General features: G+C 55.3%; 15 protein-coding genes. 8 read left to right on the top strand and 7 right to left on the bottom strand.

Annotation, left to right across the window (positions count from 1 at the left end):
* Position 1 precedes the first annotated feature (1 nt).
* Positions 2-403 carry a RidA family protein gene (locus OKX01_RS11895; protein ID WP_264672877.1) on the bottom strand — a complete coding sequence of 134 codons (402 nt, stop codon included), beginning with the start codon at positions 401-403 and terminating at the stop codon, positions 2-4.
* A 142-nt stretch (positions 404-545) separates the two neighbouring features.
* On the opposite strand from OKX01_RS11895, the gene OKX01_RS11890 reads away from it, so the two are divergent.
* Entirely contained in the window at positions 546-1,448 is a 903-nt protein-coding gene (locus OKX01_RS11890) for a LysR family transcriptional regulator (RefSeq protein WP_264671782.1), read from the top strand.
* A 60-nt stretch (positions 1,449-1,508) separates the two neighbouring features.
* Here the strand turns inward: OKX01_RS11890 and OKX01_RS11885 are convergent, their stop codons facing one another.
* Positions 1,509-2,792, bottom strand: a complete 1,284-nt coding sequence (locus OKX01_RS11885; protein WP_249459616.1) for a pyridoxal phosphate-dependent aminotransferase — start codon at positions 2,790-2,792, stop codon at positions 1,509-1,511.
* A gap of 336 nt (positions 2,793-3,128) precedes the next feature.
* Between OKX01_RS11885 and OKX01_RS11880 the strand changes: the two genes are divergently transcribed.
* Entirely contained in the window at positions 3,129-3,617 is a 489-nt protein-coding gene (locus tag OKX01_RS11880) for a MarR family winged helix-turn-helix transcriptional regulator (RefSeq protein WP_230017793.1), read from the top strand.
* A complete protein-coding gene (locus OKX01_RS11875; protein ID WP_264671781.1) occupies positions 3,614-4,390 on the top strand; it encodes a HEAT repeat domain-containing protein in 777 nt (258 codons plus the stop codon). Before OKX01_RS11880 ends, OKX01_RS11875 begins: the two co-directional genes overlap by 4 nt.
* 22 nt (positions 4,391-4,412) lie before the next feature.
* On the opposite strand, the gene OKX01_RS11870 is transcribed toward OKX01_RS11875, so the two are convergent.
* Positions 4,413-5,537 (bottom strand): metallophosphoesterase, encoded by a 1,125-nt coding sequence (locus OKX01_RS11870; RefSeq protein ID WP_230017795.1) that lies wholly within the window; start codon positions 5,535-5,537, stop codon positions 4,413-4,415.
* 523 nt (positions 5,538-6,060) lie between these two features.
* Here OKX01_RS11870 and OKX01_RS11865 point away from each other — a divergent pair.
* The gene (locus OKX01_RS11865) at positions 6,061-8,136 is read left to right on the top strand and encodes a catalase (RefSeq protein WP_264671780.1); all 2,076 of its coding nucleotides are present in this window, start codon (positions 6,061-6,063) and stop codon (positions 8,134-8,136) included.
* A gap of 44 nt (positions 8,137-8,180) precedes the next feature.
* On the opposite strand, the gene OKX01_RS11860 is transcribed toward OKX01_RS11865, so the two are convergent.
* Positions 8,181-8,987 (bottom strand): hypothetical protein, encoded by an 807-nt coding sequence (locus OKX01_RS11860; RefSeq protein WP_264671779.1) that lies wholly within the window; start codon positions 8,985-8,987, stop codon positions 8,181-8,183.
* Between the two features lie 110 nt (positions 8,988-9,097).
* Here OKX01_RS11860 and OKX01_RS11855 point away from each other — a divergent pair, with 110 nt between their 5' ends.
* Positions 9,098-9,427, top strand: coding sequence for a hypothetical protein (locus tag OKX01_RS11855; protein ID WP_094197136.1), 330 nt, complete (start codon positions 9,098-9,100; stop codon positions 9,425-9,427).
* Between the two features lie 72 nt (positions 9,428-9,499).
* On the opposite strand, the gene OKX01_RS11850 is transcribed toward OKX01_RS11855, so the two are convergent.
* Complete coding sequence (locus OKX01_RS11850; protein WP_094197135.1) at positions 9,500-11,512, bottom strand: ligand-gated channel protein; 2,013 nt, start codon at positions 11,510-11,512, stop codon at positions 9,500-9,502.
* 235 nt (positions 11,513-11,747) lie between these two features.
* Between OKX01_RS11850 and OKX01_RS11845 the strand changes: the two genes are divergently transcribed.
* Both OKX01_RS11845 and fdxA read left to right on the top strand, forming a co-directional pair.
* Complete coding sequence (locus tag OKX01_RS11845) at positions 11,748-12,821, top strand: linear amide C-N hydrolase (RefSeq protein WP_264671778.1); 1,074 nt, start codon at positions 11,748-11,750, stop codon at positions 12,819-12,821.
* 138 nt (positions 12,822-12,959) lie between these two features.
* A complete protein-coding gene (gene fdxA / locus OKX01_RS11840) occupies positions 12,960-13,292 on the top strand; it encodes a ferredoxin FdxA (protein WP_094197133.1) in 333 nt (110 codons plus the stop codon).
* On the opposite strand, the gene OKX01_RS11835 is transcribed toward fdxA, so the two are convergent.
* Complete coding sequence (locus OKX01_RS11835; RefSeq protein ID WP_264671777.1) at positions 13,289-14,830, bottom strand: MFS transporter; 1,542 nt, start codon at positions 14,828-14,830, stop codon at positions 13,289-13,291. The two genes, fdxA and OKX01_RS11835, sit on opposite strands and share 4 nt — an antisense overlap.
* An 84-nt stretch (positions 14,831-14,914) precedes the next feature.
* Between OKX01_RS11835 and OKX01_RS11830 the strand changes: the two genes are divergently transcribed.
* A complete protein-coding gene (locus OKX01_RS11830) occupies positions 14,915-15,781 on the top strand; it encodes a LysR family transcriptional regulator (RefSeq protein WP_264671776.1) in 867 nt (288 codons plus the stop codon).
* A gap of 6 nt (positions 15,782-15,787) precedes the next feature.
* On the opposite strand, the gene gph is transcribed toward OKX01_RS11830, so the two are convergent.
* Positions 15,788-16,483: a phosphoglycolate phosphatase gene (gph, locus tag OKX01_RS11825; protein WP_264671775.1), complete on the bottom strand. Its 696-nt coding sequence runs from the start codon at positions 16,481-16,483 to the stop codon at positions 15,788-15,790.
* Between the last annotated feature and the right edge of the window lie 3 nt (positions 16,484-16,486).

Genomic DNA, 16,486 nt, shown 5'->3' with positions numbered 1-16,486 from the left:
GTCAGGCTTGTTCCGGCAGTTGTGCCACCACCTTGATCTCAAACTGAAAGTCTGACAACCAAGGCACTCCTACGCCTGTCAGTGCCGGGTAGGGAGCGTCGCCCCAATAGTCCGGCAGAACTTTCCATAGGGTTTCCAGATTTGCCTCCGGATTCACCAGAAACAGCGTTACATCCAGCACATGCGCAAAGCTACAACCTGCTGCGGCCAGCACAGTATTGAGGTTCTCAAAGGCCAGGCGTATTTGTTGTTCCAGCTCCGGCTCCGGTGAGCCATCTTCGCGGCTGCCGACTTGACCGGAAACAAATAAGAAGCCGTTGGAGCGAATCGCTGGTGAGTAATGCCCGCGCTCATACAAAGCTTGGCGTTCGGTGGGGAATACCGCAAGGCGTAGGGGTGTCATCATGCTTTCCTGTGCCTGCTGGGCAGGCGAAGTTCATTGAACTATTCACTGTAGGCTCTGGGCATGAGCAGATAAACGCTGGATGGCAGACAACACTATTTCTATAATCAAAACAATCCCTGCTACCGATTGGAGACAATACGTGGACCGTTTTGAAGCGATGCGTACCTTTGCCAAAGTGGTGGAAACGGGCAGCTTTACCAGGGCGGCTCAGGCTTTGCATATCAATCGAACTAGGGCTACGCATCTGATACAGCAGTTGGAGGCACGCCTGCAGGTGAGCTTGCTGAATCGCACGACACGCAAGGTCAGCGTGACCAGTGCTGGAGCACTTTACTTCGAGCGTGTCTTGCAATTGCTGGCTGATCTGGAGGACAGTGAGCGGGATCTGGCCCAGGCCCTGGCTTCGCCCAGTGGCCGCTTGCGGGTGGATGTGCCCAGCCCTTTAGCCAGCCGTGTGCTGGTGCCTGCCCTGCCTTCGTTCTATGCACGCTACCCGGATATTCAGCTGGATATGGGGGTGGGCGACAAGACGGTAGATTTGCTGGATGAAAGCATGGACTGTGTAGTGCGGGGTGGCCAGATTCAGGATCAGTCCTTGATCGCCAAGAGAGTGGGGGAATTGCATCTGGCCATCTATGCTGCGCCGTCGTATCTGGAGCAGTTTGGTACCGTTGAGCATCCCAAAGAGTTGGAAGGATCTGCGCATCGAATGGTGGGATACCTGTGGGAGCATCAGAACAAACCGTTTCCTTATGCCTTGCGTCGCCAGAAAGAGCGGGTTTGTTTGCCAGGCCGTTATGGCTTGGCCGTAAATGATGGCAATGCCTATCTGGCAGCGGGCGAAGCAGGTTTGGGGCTGGTTTGCTTGCCGGAGTATCTGGCCAAGGAAGCGGTGCAAGCAGTGAGCTTGATTGCGCTATTTCCCGACTGGACTATGGACCCTATGCCCTTGTATGTGGCGTTTCATCGCAGCAAGCATACGAATGTTCGGCTGCGTGTTTTTATTGATTGGGTGACGGAACAATTATCTCAAGTATCTTGAGTGCTGTATTAAAAAGCCAAGGAGAGTGAATCCTTGGCTTTTTTCATTGAGTCCGATTTTTTATTCAGCTTCGGCGCTGTGGACGGCTGGAGTGGCTGCTTGCACAAACTCAGGCCGTTCCGTACCGTGCTTGATACGGTAGTCTTTCAGGAACTTGGCCATGCGGCCGATGGCCTCGCGCAGGTCGGGCTCGTGAGGCAGGAACACCATGCGGAAGTGGTCCGGATGAGGCCAGTTAAAGCCCGTACCTTGCACCAGCATCACGCGGGTGGCTTCCAGCAGTTGCAGGAAGAACTGACGGTCGTCCTTGATGGGGTAAATTTCGGGATCCAGACGCGGGAACATGTACAGAGCAGCGTGGGGCATGACGCAACTGACCCCGGGAATGGCGGTGATCAGTTCGTATGCCAGATCGCGTTGACGACGCAGGCGTCCGCCTTCGCAAACCAGGTCGTTAATGCTCTGATAACCACCCAAGGCCGTTTGAATAGCCCATTGGCCGGGCACGTTCGCGCATAGCTTCATATTGGCCAACATGCTCAGCCCTTCGATATAGTCAGCGCCAGCCTGCTTGTCGCCCGAAATCACCAGCCAGCCTGCGCGGTAACCACAGGCGCGGTAGCTTTTGGACAAGGAGTTGAAGGTCAAGGTCAGCACGTCGGTGGACAAGCTGGCCATCGCGGTGTGCTTCATGTCGTCAAACAAGACCTTGTCGTAGACCTCGTCGGCCAGCAGCACCAAATTGAATTCGCGGGCAATATCGATCAGTGCTTGCAGCACCGAGTCGGGGTAGAGCACGCCGGTGGGGTTGTTCGGGTTGATGACCACCAGACCTTTGGTGCGTGGGGTGATCTTGGAGCGGATATCGTCCAGATCAGGGATCCAGCCATTGGCTTCATCACAGAGGTAGTGGACGGGCGTACCGCCGGACAGGCTGGTAACAGCCGTCCACAGCGGGTAGTCGGGCATGGGCAAGAGTAACTCGTCGCCGTCATCCAACAGGGCATTGGTCGCCATGGCAATCAGTTCAGAAGCACCATTGCCCAGGTAAATGTCTTCCAGCGTCACGCCCTTGATGCCTTGTTCCTGGGTGTAGTGCATGACGGCTTTGCGCGCGGCAAAAATACCTTTGCTGTCCGAGTAGCCCGAGGAATTGGGCAGGTTGCGGATCATATCAAGCTGGATCTCTTCCGGGGCATCAAAACCGAATACCGCCAAATTGCCGATGTTCAGCTTGATCAGTTGCTGACCCTCGTCTTCCATTTGCTTGGCCCTGTCCATGATGGGGCCGCGAATATCGTACAAAACATTCGCCAATTTGTTCGATTTCTTGATGCTATTCATGATGCTGGTACTCGGATTCCATGTGTGCTGCAGAGGATAGTTGGCAGGGCTGATGCCTGACCAGCCTTCTACCTTACCGCATGCGAGGGGCTCGCTTGGTAAGCATCAAGCTTAAAATGTGGCATTGTCGAGTTTTGGCGACACTCTTTTTGTCAGAAGATCGGCTGTATTTATGGATAGGTTCCTTACCATTGAGCATATTTCGCTTTGTGGTTTGGATTGGCATGATATGAAATCCGTGTACCTTCATTTCGGATGAGTACGTCTCTTTTATTTTTCTTGTTTTTGATGGAATCCACTATTAAGATTTGATATCAAATAATTTGATCTCAAACTATGAAACTGGAAGCGAAATATCAGGCCTTGCTCTCGCATGCACAGCAGCACCAGGACGTTAACGTACAGGGAATGTCTCTTTGTTTTCAGCTCTTGTCCTTGTCCGCTCGTATTGATCGAGACTGCGCCGCCTTGTTGGCACCCTATGGCTTGAGCGAAGCCCGTTTTGTGCTTTTGTTTTTGCTCAAAGAGGCACCCGAGGGCATGCCCTCGCATATCCTGGCTGAGCGGGCAGGTGTTACGCGTGCAACGGTCACCACCTTGGTGGATGGACTGCTTAAAGCGGGTTGGGTGCAACGCTTTGCGGCCGAGGCGGATCGGCGTTCCGTCATGGTGAAACTCAGTCCTCAGGGGGAGGAGCTGGCCAAGACCCTGGTAGGGACCCATGCCCAGTGGATAGGCAATCTGTTCGGGCATTTGTCCGAGGCGGAATGCGCGCAGCTAAGCGCCTTGTTGAACAAAGCGGCCGCAGGAGAACAAGCATCATGAGTACAGAAAACCGCAAGGGTTATGCCAGGGTCGCGGACATACCCGCTGATATTTTGTTGGCCCTGTCCAAGGGGGAAATCCAGGGCGCTACCCTGACGGAGTCGCTGGCGATTGATCAGCGTGTGCTGGTGGCCACTGTTTTTCCGGAACTGGATGAGCAGGGCGCGCAGCACATCGACGCCCTGGCCGAATTGGGCATTCTCAAGCGCATGAAAGCCATAGGGGAATATTTGCTGCAAACCTATGGTGAGATGGCCTGGATGCGTTGCCTGAATCATCCGGCCGATGTGGTGCGTGGCTGGGCTTGCTTTATGGTGGGAGCGCGCGAGCCGCTAAGTGTCTCCCAGCGTCTGGACGCACTGCGTCCCTTGGCGGATGATCCGCATTTTGGTGTGCGCGAATGGGCCTGGATGGCGGTACGGCCTCAACTGGTGGCCGAGCTGGAGGTATCGATTCAGACCTTGCAGCAGTGGGCGCGTTCAGACTCGGAGTATCTGCGCCGGTTTGCGTGTGAAGCCCTGCGCCCTCGGGGAGTGTGGTGCGCGCATATCGCTATTCTGAAAAAGAAACCGGAGCGCATGTTGCCGATTCTGGAAACCTTGTATCGGGATGACAGTGTGTATGTGCAAGACTCGGTGGCCAACTTCTTGAATGATGCAGCCAAGGATCAGCCACAGTGGGTGCGCGATTTATGTGCTCAATGGCAGGTGCAATCACCGGATAATGCGGCTGTGCAGCGCCTGTGTCGACGGGCACTGCGCAGCGTATCTTGATGCTCCGGTTTGCGTTTCAGGTTCAGGAGGCGCGCAAGGTAATCAAGGTGATTTCCGAGGCGCGCCCCAGACGCAGGGGGAAACCTGGCCACAGCCCGGCGCCGTAGCTGACATAGAGCTGCATATCATCGACTTGATACAGTCCGCCTACATAGCCGTCATTGGCCATTTGCACGATCTTGTGCATGCCTAAGATATGGCCGCCGTGTGTATGGCCGGACAGTTGCAAAGCCACGCCGGCCGCTGCGCTTTCTTTGGCGGTATCGGGGCGATGGGCCAGCATGATGATGGGCATGCCGACCGGGATGCCGGCGACCGCCGCAGCCACGTCGGGCGTGGGCTGCCCATGCACGGCCGCTGACTTGTCCGTGATGCCGGCCAAGGCAAAAGCGGCATCGCCTTGCTCAATAATGCTGTGCTCATTTAGGAGCAAACGTAGCCCCAGGCTGTTGAAGTGTTCTATCCAGGGCTGATACTGGGTGTAGTACTCGTGGTTGCCTGCAATGACCCAAACCCCTTTGGGGGCAGACAGGGCTTGCAAGGGGGCGACATCTTCGCGACGAGCTTTCACCGTGCCATCGACCAAGTCGCCCGTAATTGCAATCAAGTCCGGTTTTAAGGCCTGTGTTTTGTCCACGATGGCCTGTACCCACGGCCCTTGCAGCAGACGGCTGGCGTGCAGGTCGGTCAGTTGCATCAGCTTGAAACCATCCAGGCTAGGGGGTAAGCCATTGACCTTTACGTCGATGAATTTTACTTCCGGGACTTGCACCGCCTGCCACACGCCCAATGCGGAAAGACTGACAGCGGCGATACCTAGCACACCGCGCAAGGTGGGGGAGCGCAGCAGCACTTGTCCGGCAGGTTTGTACAGGACGCGCATTAGCAAACCTGCCAGATCGGTGATCAAGGTCAAGCAGGTGGCCAGCAAGACAGCTCCAAAAGCCCATCCCAAGACCATGATGACTGGGGCGGGAATTTCTGGAGAAGCGCGGGTGCCCCAAAACAGGGCGACGGTGTAATGGTGCAGGGTGGCGGCAATGGCCAAGGCACTTAACAGCCACTTGATCCAGGGTTTGATCGGTAAAGGTTTGATTAGTCGCCAAGCGACATATAGAGCGAAGACGAGGGCAGTGGCTTGAAACACAAAATCATTCCAAAAAGAAACGGAGCACATGCTTGGGCATGCGCTAAAGCGTGCTCAGTATAGAGCGAGAAAATGCGCATGATGCCAGAGCGGGCCTGACAGTTACCGGCTTGTCACGAAAAAAATGTGGACATGCTTGTTTACGTTTCGAGAGATTGGTTCGCACATCAAGTCATTAAAACTCCTAGGCTTTTTCCAAGGGCACCCCAACAGAGCGGGGTGCCTGCCCCTTGTTTCAAGTTGCACGATTTGCAGGATCAATAGGGTGCATCCCGAAGGAATGGGTGAGCTTGAAACAGGACACGTCTGGGTTTGACGTGTGTAGTTTATTGGGAGCGCGCGGTGATGGCAGGCTCACGCTCATCGTTCAGACAAACCCTGCTTGCGAGGTTCTGGTGCCGAGTGCCGGCACACCCTGGCAGTCTGGTTTGGTTTTTTTCGCCTGAACACCACATCGTTGCGTATCACTACTGAATTCAAACCTGCAGAGCGGGGTTTGTTAGGTGACTCGACTGGAGGACATATGGTGACGAAAAAATCCTCAACCAGGACCAATCAGGATGCCGTGGGTCAAGGCGGGGAGTTGCATCAGTTTGGCCAAACTGGCTTGACGACCAATCATGGCGTGCCCCTATCGGACAATCAGAACTCCTTGCGATTTGGCGCGCGCGGCCCGACTTTGTTGGAAGATTTTGTCCTGCGCGAGAAAATATTCCATTTCGACCACGAGCGCATCCCGGAGCGGATTGTTCATGCTCGCGGCACGGGCGCACATGGCTATTTTGAATGTACGCAGGCCATTCCGGAGTTGACTCAGGCCTGTGTGTTTCAAAAGGAAGGACACCGGGTGCCGGTGTTCTGCCGTTTTTCAACAGTGGCCGGTTCCAAAGGCTCCAAAGACACGCCGCGTGATGTGCGTGGCTTTGCCGTCAAGTTCTATACCGAGCAGGGGAACTGGGATCTGGTGGGCAATAATATGCCCGTTTTTTTTATCCAGGACGCCATCAAGTTTCCGGACCTGATCCATGCCGTCAAGCCGGAGGCAGACCGGGGCTTTCCACAGGCAGCGTCAGCTCATGACACTTTCTGGGATTTTGTCTCCCTGATGCCTGAGTCTTTGCATACCGTCATGTGGTTGATGTCGGACCGAGCCTTGCCGCGCTCGTTTCGCATGATGCAGGGCTTTGGTGTGCATACCTTCCGTTTTGTGAATGCCAAGGGCAAGTCGCATTTTGTGAAGTTTCACTGGAAGCCCAAACAGGGTTTGCAGTCGACCTTGTGGGACGAAGCGGTCAAGATTTCCGGCGCGGATTCGGATTACCTGCGCCGCGATTTGTACGAGGCCATTCAAAGCGAAGCCTTCCCGGAGTGGGAGCTTGGCGTGCAGGTTTTCGACCAGGAGTGGGCCGACAAGCAGGACTACGACGTGCTGGATGCGACCAAGCTCATTCCCGAAGAAAGCGTGCCGGTCAAAATTGTGGGTCGCATGGTGCTGGATCGTTATCCCGATAATTTTTTTGCAGAGACAGAACAAGTCGCCTTCTTGCCGTCCAACCTTATTCCGGGCATCGACTTTACGGACGATCCTTTGCTGCAAGGCCGTTTGTTCTCCTACCTGGATACACAGAAGTCTCGTCTGGGAACAGTCAATTTTCATCAGATTCCCATTAATGCGCCACGTTGTCCGTTCAGTAATATGCAGCGCGACGGCATGATGCAAACTCAGGTTCCCAAAGGCCGCGCGACCTATGAGCCTAACAGCCTGGATGAGGCGGGCGAGTCTGCTGGCCCCCGTGCCCAGGCCCATGGTTTTCGCAGCTTGCCCAGCACGGTAGACGATGGGGCGAAACTACGGGTAAGGGCGGAGTCTTTTGCTGACCATTACAGTCAGGCCCGTTTGTTTTACCGTTCGCAGACGGAAGTCGAGCAAGAGCATCTGATTGCCGGTTTGGTCTTTGAGCTATCCAAGGTTCAACTCAATCATGTTCGTGTGCGGGTGCTCTCTCATCTGCGTGTGATTGATGAGGATCTGGCCAAGCGAGCGGCCCAGGGCTTGGGCCTGGATTTGCCGCCGCCTGCCAAACCTGCCCGCAAACCAGTAGATATGCCGCCCTCTAAAGCCTTGTCCATATTGGCTCAGAAAGCACCTGTTGCAGGCCGGATGCTGGGCATACTGGTGACGGATGGGGCGGATAAAGGCTTGCTGGAGATGTTGCTGACGGGCGCTCAAGAGGCCGGTGTGGCCGTCAAGCTGATTGCTCCGCAAGTTGGGGGCGTAACCTTGTCGGACGGCACCCAGTTGGCCGCTGATGAAAAGATCGCTGGTGCTCCGTCGGTGCTGTTTGATGCGGTCGCCTTGTTGTTGACACAGGAGCAGGCTTCAAAGTTGTGTAATAACAAGGCCGCAGTTGATTTTGTGGCAGACGCCTATGGGCACTTGAAGGCCATTGGCCACAACGGTGCGGCCCAGCCTCTGTTGGATCGGGCGGGCGTGTCCGTAGACAAAGAGGTGTTTGTTATCAAAACCGGGGACGACCTGCTTGGCAAGGTGGCCTCGCGTTTCTGGGAACGTCGTCATCAAGTAGATGGTATGGCTTGATCTGATGGGAAAAGGGGCGGTCCAGGCCGCCCCTTTCCGTTCAATCAGTACCGCCAGCTAAGCCCCAGTACGGGGCCGGACATACGAGTATCAAAGACATGACCGGCGCGACGGTAATTCACATCCAGCACTTTGTATCCGGCGGCAAGCGAGAAGTGCTTTGACAGGTCGTAGTTCAGCGTCAGCGTGGCCTGATAGCTCAGACGCGAGCCCACGTCAAAGCCGCCTAAATGGATCTGGGCATGAGTGGACAGCTCGGGTGTGAAGCGGTAGAACGCACGCAGTCCGATCATGGGGTCCACCCAGCTAAAGCTTTCTTCGTGGTGTTTGGTCCGGCCCGCTGTGCTCAGATGGGCACGAGTGCGAATATCCCAATACGAAAAGCCGGCCAGTGCATCCAGGCTGGCTTGTTCGGAATCGTAGACACGATACCCGCCTTGCAAGGTCGCCATGAACAGGCGCGTGTCTACCGTTCCCTGGGCGGCGCCGACCAAGGGCAAGCCTCCCACTACCTCGCTTTCACGCGTGTTCACGTAGAGCAGGTCGCTATTGAGTACATAGCGGTCGCGCCGCGCCCAGGTGTTTAGAAAGGCGGCGGCACGCAGATTGTGCAGCACATCGGAAAAGGACTTTTCGATATCCAGCGAGGGTGCGCGCTTGAATGGAGAAGATTCACCGGACAAGCCCGTAATCCAGGCGTAGGGGGTGATCTGTAATGCGTAAGGTGTGGAGCCCCAGGTGTTGGTTTCGGGCAGTGCTACCGAATTGAGATCCGTCGTTTGGGCTTGTGCCAGGGTGGTCAGTGGCAACAGCCCCAACAGTAGCCAGCGGGAGTGAGTGAATTTACGCATTACTGTCATGGGCCCCCTTTTTTAATTCTGTAAATGATGGCGTACTAGCGCCGGCCTTGTTTCTTTCGGTATGCTGGACCAGCCGATCACCAATCCGTGGAGAACGTGTCATGCATGTGTTTTACCTTAGCAAGCAAGATATTGATAAGTTGTTGCCCCTAGTGCAAGCGGCGTTACACGCTGGCCAAGGCGGGCAAGTCGGTTTTACTGATCAAGAGTTGGCCTTGCGCGCTGCTCTGGAGGGTTTACAAGACCCTAAGCTGTCCGAGCTTCTGGCCGGTGCCCGAGTTGATCCGGGCCGCAGTGCGGTTGGTTTGGCTGATGAGGACTACCGGGAAAATCTGTTGGCTCTGGAAACCCGAGACAGCGCGTATCTGATTGATCAGCTCATGGACAGCTATGCAAGATTGCCAGGGTTTTTTGACTGCCTGGAGTTTTGAATGGCTGGTTTGAACTGAGCTGTAAAAACGGCCCGTGAAGGGCCGTTTTTGATTCTGCATGAAGCGGTGTTTTTAGAAACCGACAGTGAGTTGAGCCCAGTAACGGCGCCCATCATACACAGCATCAAAGGTTTCATCCGTGACGCGCTTGTCAAAGATGTTGTAGATACCAAAGCCAAGCGTGGTGGTCTTGTTGACCTTGTAGTTCAGGCCGGCATCCAGGAAGGTGAAGGATGGGGTGCCTTGCGCCATGCTGGTGCGGCTCAGGTAGTCTGAAGTCTTGCCACGGTAGTTGACACGTGTCCACAAGCCCAGTTGTTCATTGGCATCCCAATCCAGGGTGGCGTTAAACATATGCTTGGGCATCTTGTTCAAAGGCTGGCCGGAGAACTCACCGCTCTTTTGCTTGGAGTAGGTGTAGGTGTAATTGGCGGCCAGACGCAGGTCATCGGTAATCGACCAGGTTGTGGAGGCCTCCACACCACGCATGATGGCCTTGTCTACGTTGACGCGGTCACTTACGAATTTGTAGCCTTGATCGCCTGGGAAAACGTGGCAGTTAGGCAGGCCATCAGGATCTGTACAACGGCGAGTTTCAGAGATCTTGTCTTTGAAATTGGTATTGAAGAAGGTCAGGCTGTTGACCATACCGTTCTGGTTGTCCCACACAATGCCCAGTTCCTGGCTCAGGCTCTTTTCTGGCTTCAGATTCGGGTTGCCAACGATCACAGCAGGAACGCCGCCGCCACCGGTGATCTGCCCCCAGTCAGCCACGGCCGAACGCAGGGAAGGGGCCTTGAAACCAGAGGAGACGCCGCCCTTCAAGGTCAGTTGCTCGGTGGCATGCCAGACACCATAAAGGCGTGGAGTCCAGTGATTGCCATAGTTCTCGTCGTGAGTCATGCGCAAGCCGCCGGTCAGGGCAAAGTTGTCGGTCATGCTCCATTCGTCCTCCGCGAATACCGACCATTGTTCACGGCTTAGGCGATTGACATCGGGCTTGTACTGGTTGCCGTTGTCGCGCAGTTGCTCATGCAGATACTGAAAGCCCGAGGTCAGCATGTGGTCGCCTAAAGGCAGGCTCCATTGCGTATTGAACTCGGTGTTTTTCAGGAACATGCTACGGCCGGGGTTATCAATCTCTTCACGTTGTACGTAGGTGTTGGAAACAGCCCGTCCCCAGCGACCGTTGTGGCCCACGGAGAACACATTGCGAGAGTACTTGCTGGAGGAGATGCTGTTGGGGGAGCATTTGCCGTTTCTGCCGCAGGTTTCGGCGGGCATGCTTTTGCCGGGTGTAGAGGTTCGCTCTTGCAAAGTCCGGGAGAACTCGGCGGTAAAGTCGTGATTGGCCGAAGGTGTCAAGGTCAGCTTGACGGTGCCCGAGGATGTATTTTGCTTGTTGAAACCGTCAAGAATTTCGTCTTCATTGCGACGGGATTCCTGGCCATAAATCTGCAGCCCCAGCATGTCTTTCTTGATGGGGCCTGCCAGATAGAAATTGCCTTGATAAATATTGCCGGACTTGGAGTCCTCTTGGATGGTGCCTTCGGTGCGCAGCGAGCCGGTCCATTCCTGGTGGACTTTGCGGGTAATAATGTTGATCACTCCCCCCATGGCTTCTGAGCCATACAAGGAGGACATGGGACCACGAATCACTTCAATACGTTCGATTGCCTGCATGGGAGGCAACCAGCCCTGCTCAATACCGGCACCATCGCTGTTGGGACGTGTCTCACGCGAGTTTTGTCGCTTGCCGTCAACCAGGATCAGGGTATAGGCCGAAGCCATACCACGAATGCTGATATCGCTACCACTTGCACCACCTGTGATCACCACGCCAGGTACATCTCGCAAGGCGTCGGTGACGTCACGGTAGGCTCTCTTTTCCAGTTCGGCACGTGGTACGACGCTGATGGAGGCGGGGGCATCTTGAACCGCTTGCTCAAAGCCGGAAGCAGTAACCACGATATTGTCGAGCTGGTTGACGCTTTGTTGAGCCAAGGCACAGGAGAAGGGGGCGATGGAGCCAGCAAGAATGGCTACGGCACGGGCAGCCGGAGAAAGAGGAAACAAGAGAGACATAAAAATCAGAATAAGGAACAATAATGAGAACAGTTATTATTATCTAAACGCTGTGTTTCTCAAATCAAGAGAGCTCTTTTTCATGTATCTGTAGGTCTTCTGCCACAACTTGTCACTTGGCTTGACGCGCTGTCCTAATCCTGTTTTTGTTACACCCGTGTCCAATGTATCGGCTGTCTAAACAGTCGGTTTTTTGTTTGATTGATTGGGCGGCTAGCCGTCTCTGGAGAGAAAGATGTTGCTAAAAAAATGTCGTCGTACTTTGCTGGCTTGCGCAGTTGGGCTGGCTTTGGTGCCTGCGGCCTCTCAGGCGTGTACTCGAGCTGTTTTTCTGGGTGATAACGGTCAGGTGATTACCGGTCGTTCCATGGACTGGAAGCTGGACGTTGGAACCAACCTCTGGATTTTTCCTCGTGGCGCCAAGCGCAACGGTGAAGCAGGTCCATCGTCGATTGAATGGACATCCAAATATGGCAGCGTGATTGCTTCGGGTTACGACCTGGCCTCGACAGACGGAGCAAATGAAAAGGGACTGAACGTCAATTTGCTGTGGTTGGTGGAGTCGGAGTACCCCACCCCTCAAAAAGGTGACAAAACCTTGAGTATGTCCTTGTGGGGGCAATATGTTCTGGATAACTTCGCAACGGTGGCTGAAGCGGTGGCTGCCTTGGAAAAGACCCCCTTCGTGGTGATCAGCGACAAGGTTCCCAATGAAGAGCGTTTGGCGACCTTGCATTTGTCCATGTCGGACTCCTCTGGTGACAGTGCCATTATTGAGTACATCGATGGCAAGCAGCATATCCATCACAGCCGCAAGTATCAGGTGATGACGAACTCGCCGACTTTTGACCAGCAATTGGCTATTCGTGATTACTGGCAGTCGGTAGGTGGCATGAATATGTTGCCGGGCACCAGCCGTGCCGCCGACCGCTTTGCTCGCGCTTCTTTCTACATTGATGCCGTGCCACGCAATCTGAGCGATGACAAGGCCGTGGCCAGCGTGCTGAGCGTGATGCGCAATGCGTCCACCTCCTACGGCATGACCGTGCCCGATCAGCCTAATAACTCGTCGACACGCTGGCGCACGGTGTTCGACCACCAGCGCAGCCTGTATTACTTTGATTCGGTGCTGTCGCCCGGTGCGTTCTGGGTTGACATGAAGAAGGTCGATTTTTCGGCCGAGACGGGCAAGGTCATGAAGCTGGATCTGGGACCTGAGCAAAGCACGGTCTATATGGGTGAAGCGCTGGAGCACTTCAAGCCAGCCAAACCCTTTCAGTTCTTGCCAGCGAAGGGGCCTGCTGTTTAAGGCCATGAGCAGTTAGGGCCGTTTCAGGACGGTCTGAAATCAGGCCGAATAGGCGGGGCATGGCCGACAGCGAACACATGATATTCATGTTCAGCTGTTATGCTATGCCCCGTCTTTATTTGTTGAAGTAGCCGTGTCATGACCTATGTAGTGACGGAAGCCTGTATCCAGTGCAAGTACACCGATTGCGTGACGGTGTGTCCCATGGATTGCTTTTTTGAAGGCCCGAATTTCCTGGTCATTCATCCTGATGAATGTATTGACTGCTCCATTTGTGTGGCCGAATGCCCCGTGGGGGCGATTGTCAGTGATCAGGACGTGACGTCCGAACAGCAGGTCTATGTCGAGCTGAATCGAACTTTGAGCGAGAACCCGGCCTGGACACGCATCAGTCAACAAAAAGCGCCCTTGCCGGACCATGAGTACTGGGCCACTCAGACCGACAAGTTGGCGCTGCTGCAAAAAGACTAATAGGCAGAACTCGCGTGGCTGCTTTTGTTGCGCTGGAAGTACCAGACAGCCAAGGTCGCCATCACCAGTAAGGCCGTGCAACTGGCCAGCACGGCAACATAGCCTTTATCAAAAGAATCGCGAGCCAACTCACTTAAGGTGAGGGCCAGATTCTGCGGCATGGTTTCTGCCACCAGCAAGGCTTGGTCCAGACTGTCGTAGGCCAATGGGCGATCACTTAACTCCTGCGGCAAGATCAGGCTGGTGCTGTATACGAAGGACAGCAAACTGCCCATAATGGTCACGCCCAGTGCCCCACCCAGCTCGTAAGACATTTCTTCAACTGAAGCTACCATCCCGGCGCGCGAAGGCGGCACGCTTTGCATGATGGTGCTGGAAGCGGCGGTCATGGCCGCACCAACGCCCAGACCAAGCATCACAAGGCTGGTCACTTGTAGATACTGCGCGCTGTTATGCCACAGCAAATAGGCGGCCATGCCCGTTCCCGCCAGGCTCAGAGAGCCGATCAACAGATGTTTGCTGCCAATGACAACCAACAGGCGGCCAGCCAGGGGCCCTGATACAAAAGCGGCCAGGGGCAAGGGCAGAATCGCCAGACCTGCCTCTAAAGGCGAGAAACCCAGTACCAATTGCAAACGTTGGCTAAAAACCAGTTCCATGCCAATCAGGGCGGCCGAGGCCGTCAAGGCAGAGAGCACGGCGGTGCTTAGTGTGGCGTCCTTGAACAGGGAAAAATCCAGCAAAGGAAAAGGGCTGCGGTTTTGTTGACGGACAAACCAGCTTAGAAAGGCAATGCCAATAAGCAGGGCGAGAGCGACTAGCCCCCAGTTGATGTGCAACTTGCCCATTTCTTTGATTGCCAAGGTACTGGCAACCAGGCCCACCATGATCAGCAACGAGCCTTTGATGTCCCAGGGGCGGGATGTATTGGGCGCGGATCTGGGGACCAGCAGCCAGCCCATAGGCAAGGCGATCAGCACAATCGGGACATTGATCAGAAAGACCGATCCCCACCAGAAGTGTTCCAGCAAGAAGCCGCCCAGGACTGGGCCAAAAGCGGCCCCGCCCGACGCAATTGACGACCAGACACCAAAGGCCACGGCACGTTCGCGCTCATCGTGAAAAGTGATGCGGATCAGCGACAAGGTGGCCGGCATCATCATGGCTGCCGCCACCCCCAGAAACGCGCGTGCGGCAATCAGGGCGGTCGGGTTGGTGGAATAGGCTGCCGCGATCGAGGCCAGTCCAAAAGTGGCCAGGCCGCACAGAAACAGGCGTTTGTGACCCAGACGGTCGCCCAGGGTGCCCATGCCCAGGAGCAGGCCGGACACGACCAAGGCGTAGCTGTTGACGATCCAGAGCTTGTCCGAGGCAGAGGCATGCAGATCATGTGTCAAGCGTGGCAGGGCGGTGTAGAGCACCGTCATGTCCACCACAATCAATAAAAGGGCTGCCGACACAATCGCCAGGATCAACCAGCGACGGCTTGGAGACAGGGGGGCAGTTTGGGCTTGATGGGTAATCGAGCTGTGCAGCATAGAACGCCAGAAGGGTAGGAAAGCCACTATGATCTATCAATATTATCAACAGACAAAGTTAATTAGCATCTATAAAATAGATGAATGGATTGGACTTTAGAACGTATTCGACACTTTGTGGCCGTGGCTGAAACTGGCTCCATGACGCAAGCGGCCAAAGAGCTGGGCAAGGTGCAGTCTGCCGTCAGCACCTCAATTTCCCTGCTAGAGGCCGACTTGAACCTGGAGCTGTTCGATCGCTCGCGCCGAACCCTGAGCCTGACAGTGCCAGGTGAAATCATGTTGCTCGAAGCCAAGGCTTTGTTGCGCCAGGCAGACGGGTTGAATCGCCGTGCCCTGGACTTGTCTCAGGGGCAGTCGGCCCGATTGGAAATCGGTCTGGATGAGGCTTTGCCGCAAGGACCACTGCGTTTATTGCTGAAAGAGCTGGCGGTGCGTTGGCCTGCTCTGGAATTGACGATCTGGAACGGGACGGCGGCCGAGGTTATGGATTATCTCGGTGAAGGGCGCTCCGATATAGCCATTCAGTTTGATCGTGGGGCCGATGTCAGCTCTTTTGCGCAGAGCTATATCGGGGCGGTGCCTCAGGCGATTTGTGTTGCGCGTACGCACCAGCTAGCCAGCCAACAGCAGGTCAGCCGTAAGGAACTGACAGCGCATAGACAGTTGCTGATTCATATCGAAGGGGTGGAACAAACGGTGGTCAGCCCCAGCGTATGGCGCTCGGACAGTTTTTATGTGATTGCCGATATGGTGGCTGACGGCTTGGGCTGGGCGATTTTGCCCTTGAATATTGCGGAGTACGAGAGCTTGCGCAATAAATTGGCGCAGCTACATTGCAAGGAGCTAGCCTTGCCGCCTTTGTCAGTGCAGATGTTGTGGCGACAGGGGCAATCGTTGGCGCCGGTGGCTGTGTGGATGCAGCAGCGCCTGTCGGAGCTGCTGCCTTAAGTCTGATTAGCAGGCCAGCGGGGTGGGGGTCGGCAATTGGCCGTTCGCCCAGCGTTCTACGCCTTCCCAGATATCGCTGGCGTGGTGCACGGTCAGATCAGCCTGCCAGGTGCTGATACTGTCGTCGCCAGCACAATAGCCGTAGGCGGCAACCATGGTTGCCATGCCAGCCGCCTGACCTGCTTGAATGTCACGCAGGTCATCGCCCACGTACAGGCAGTCTGCCGGCGCAAAGCCGACTTGTTTTGCCGCGTACAGCAGGGGCTCGGGATGCGGCTTGGTATGTTGGGTGGTGTCCCCGCCTACCGTAACGGCACACGACTGAGTCAGGCCAAGGTGATGAATCAGCGGCAAGGCCAGGTATTCCAGCTTGTTGGTGACAATGCCCCAGGTGTAACCTGCTTGCTCCAGCTGTGTGAGCATGGGGGCCACGCCTTCAAACAGATGGGTCAACTCTGTCATGTGATCGTGATAGTCCTGCAAAAACTGTGCTCGCAACTGAGCATAGTTTGGATGATCAGTGTTGATATTCAGTGCTACCTTGAGCAGACCGCGGGCTCCGTGTGAGGCATACGGACGCAACGCGTCGTAAGGCAGCTCAGGCAGGCCATGCTCTTTGCGCATACGATTGGCTGTAGCTGCCAGATCCGGCGCGGAATCGGCCAAGGTGCCGTCAAAATCGAATAGAACCAGTTTATTCATTAG

The organism is Alcaligenes sp. SMD-FA, from assembly GCF_025960365.1.
In the GTDB taxonomy this organism is placed as follows: Bacteria; Pseudomonadota; Gammaproteobacteria; order Burkholderiales; family Burkholderiaceae_B; genus Alcaligenes; species Alcaligenes aquatilis.
Note: the sequence above shows the minus strand (reverse complement) of the source record. Positions and strands in the feature narration are given on the sequence as shown.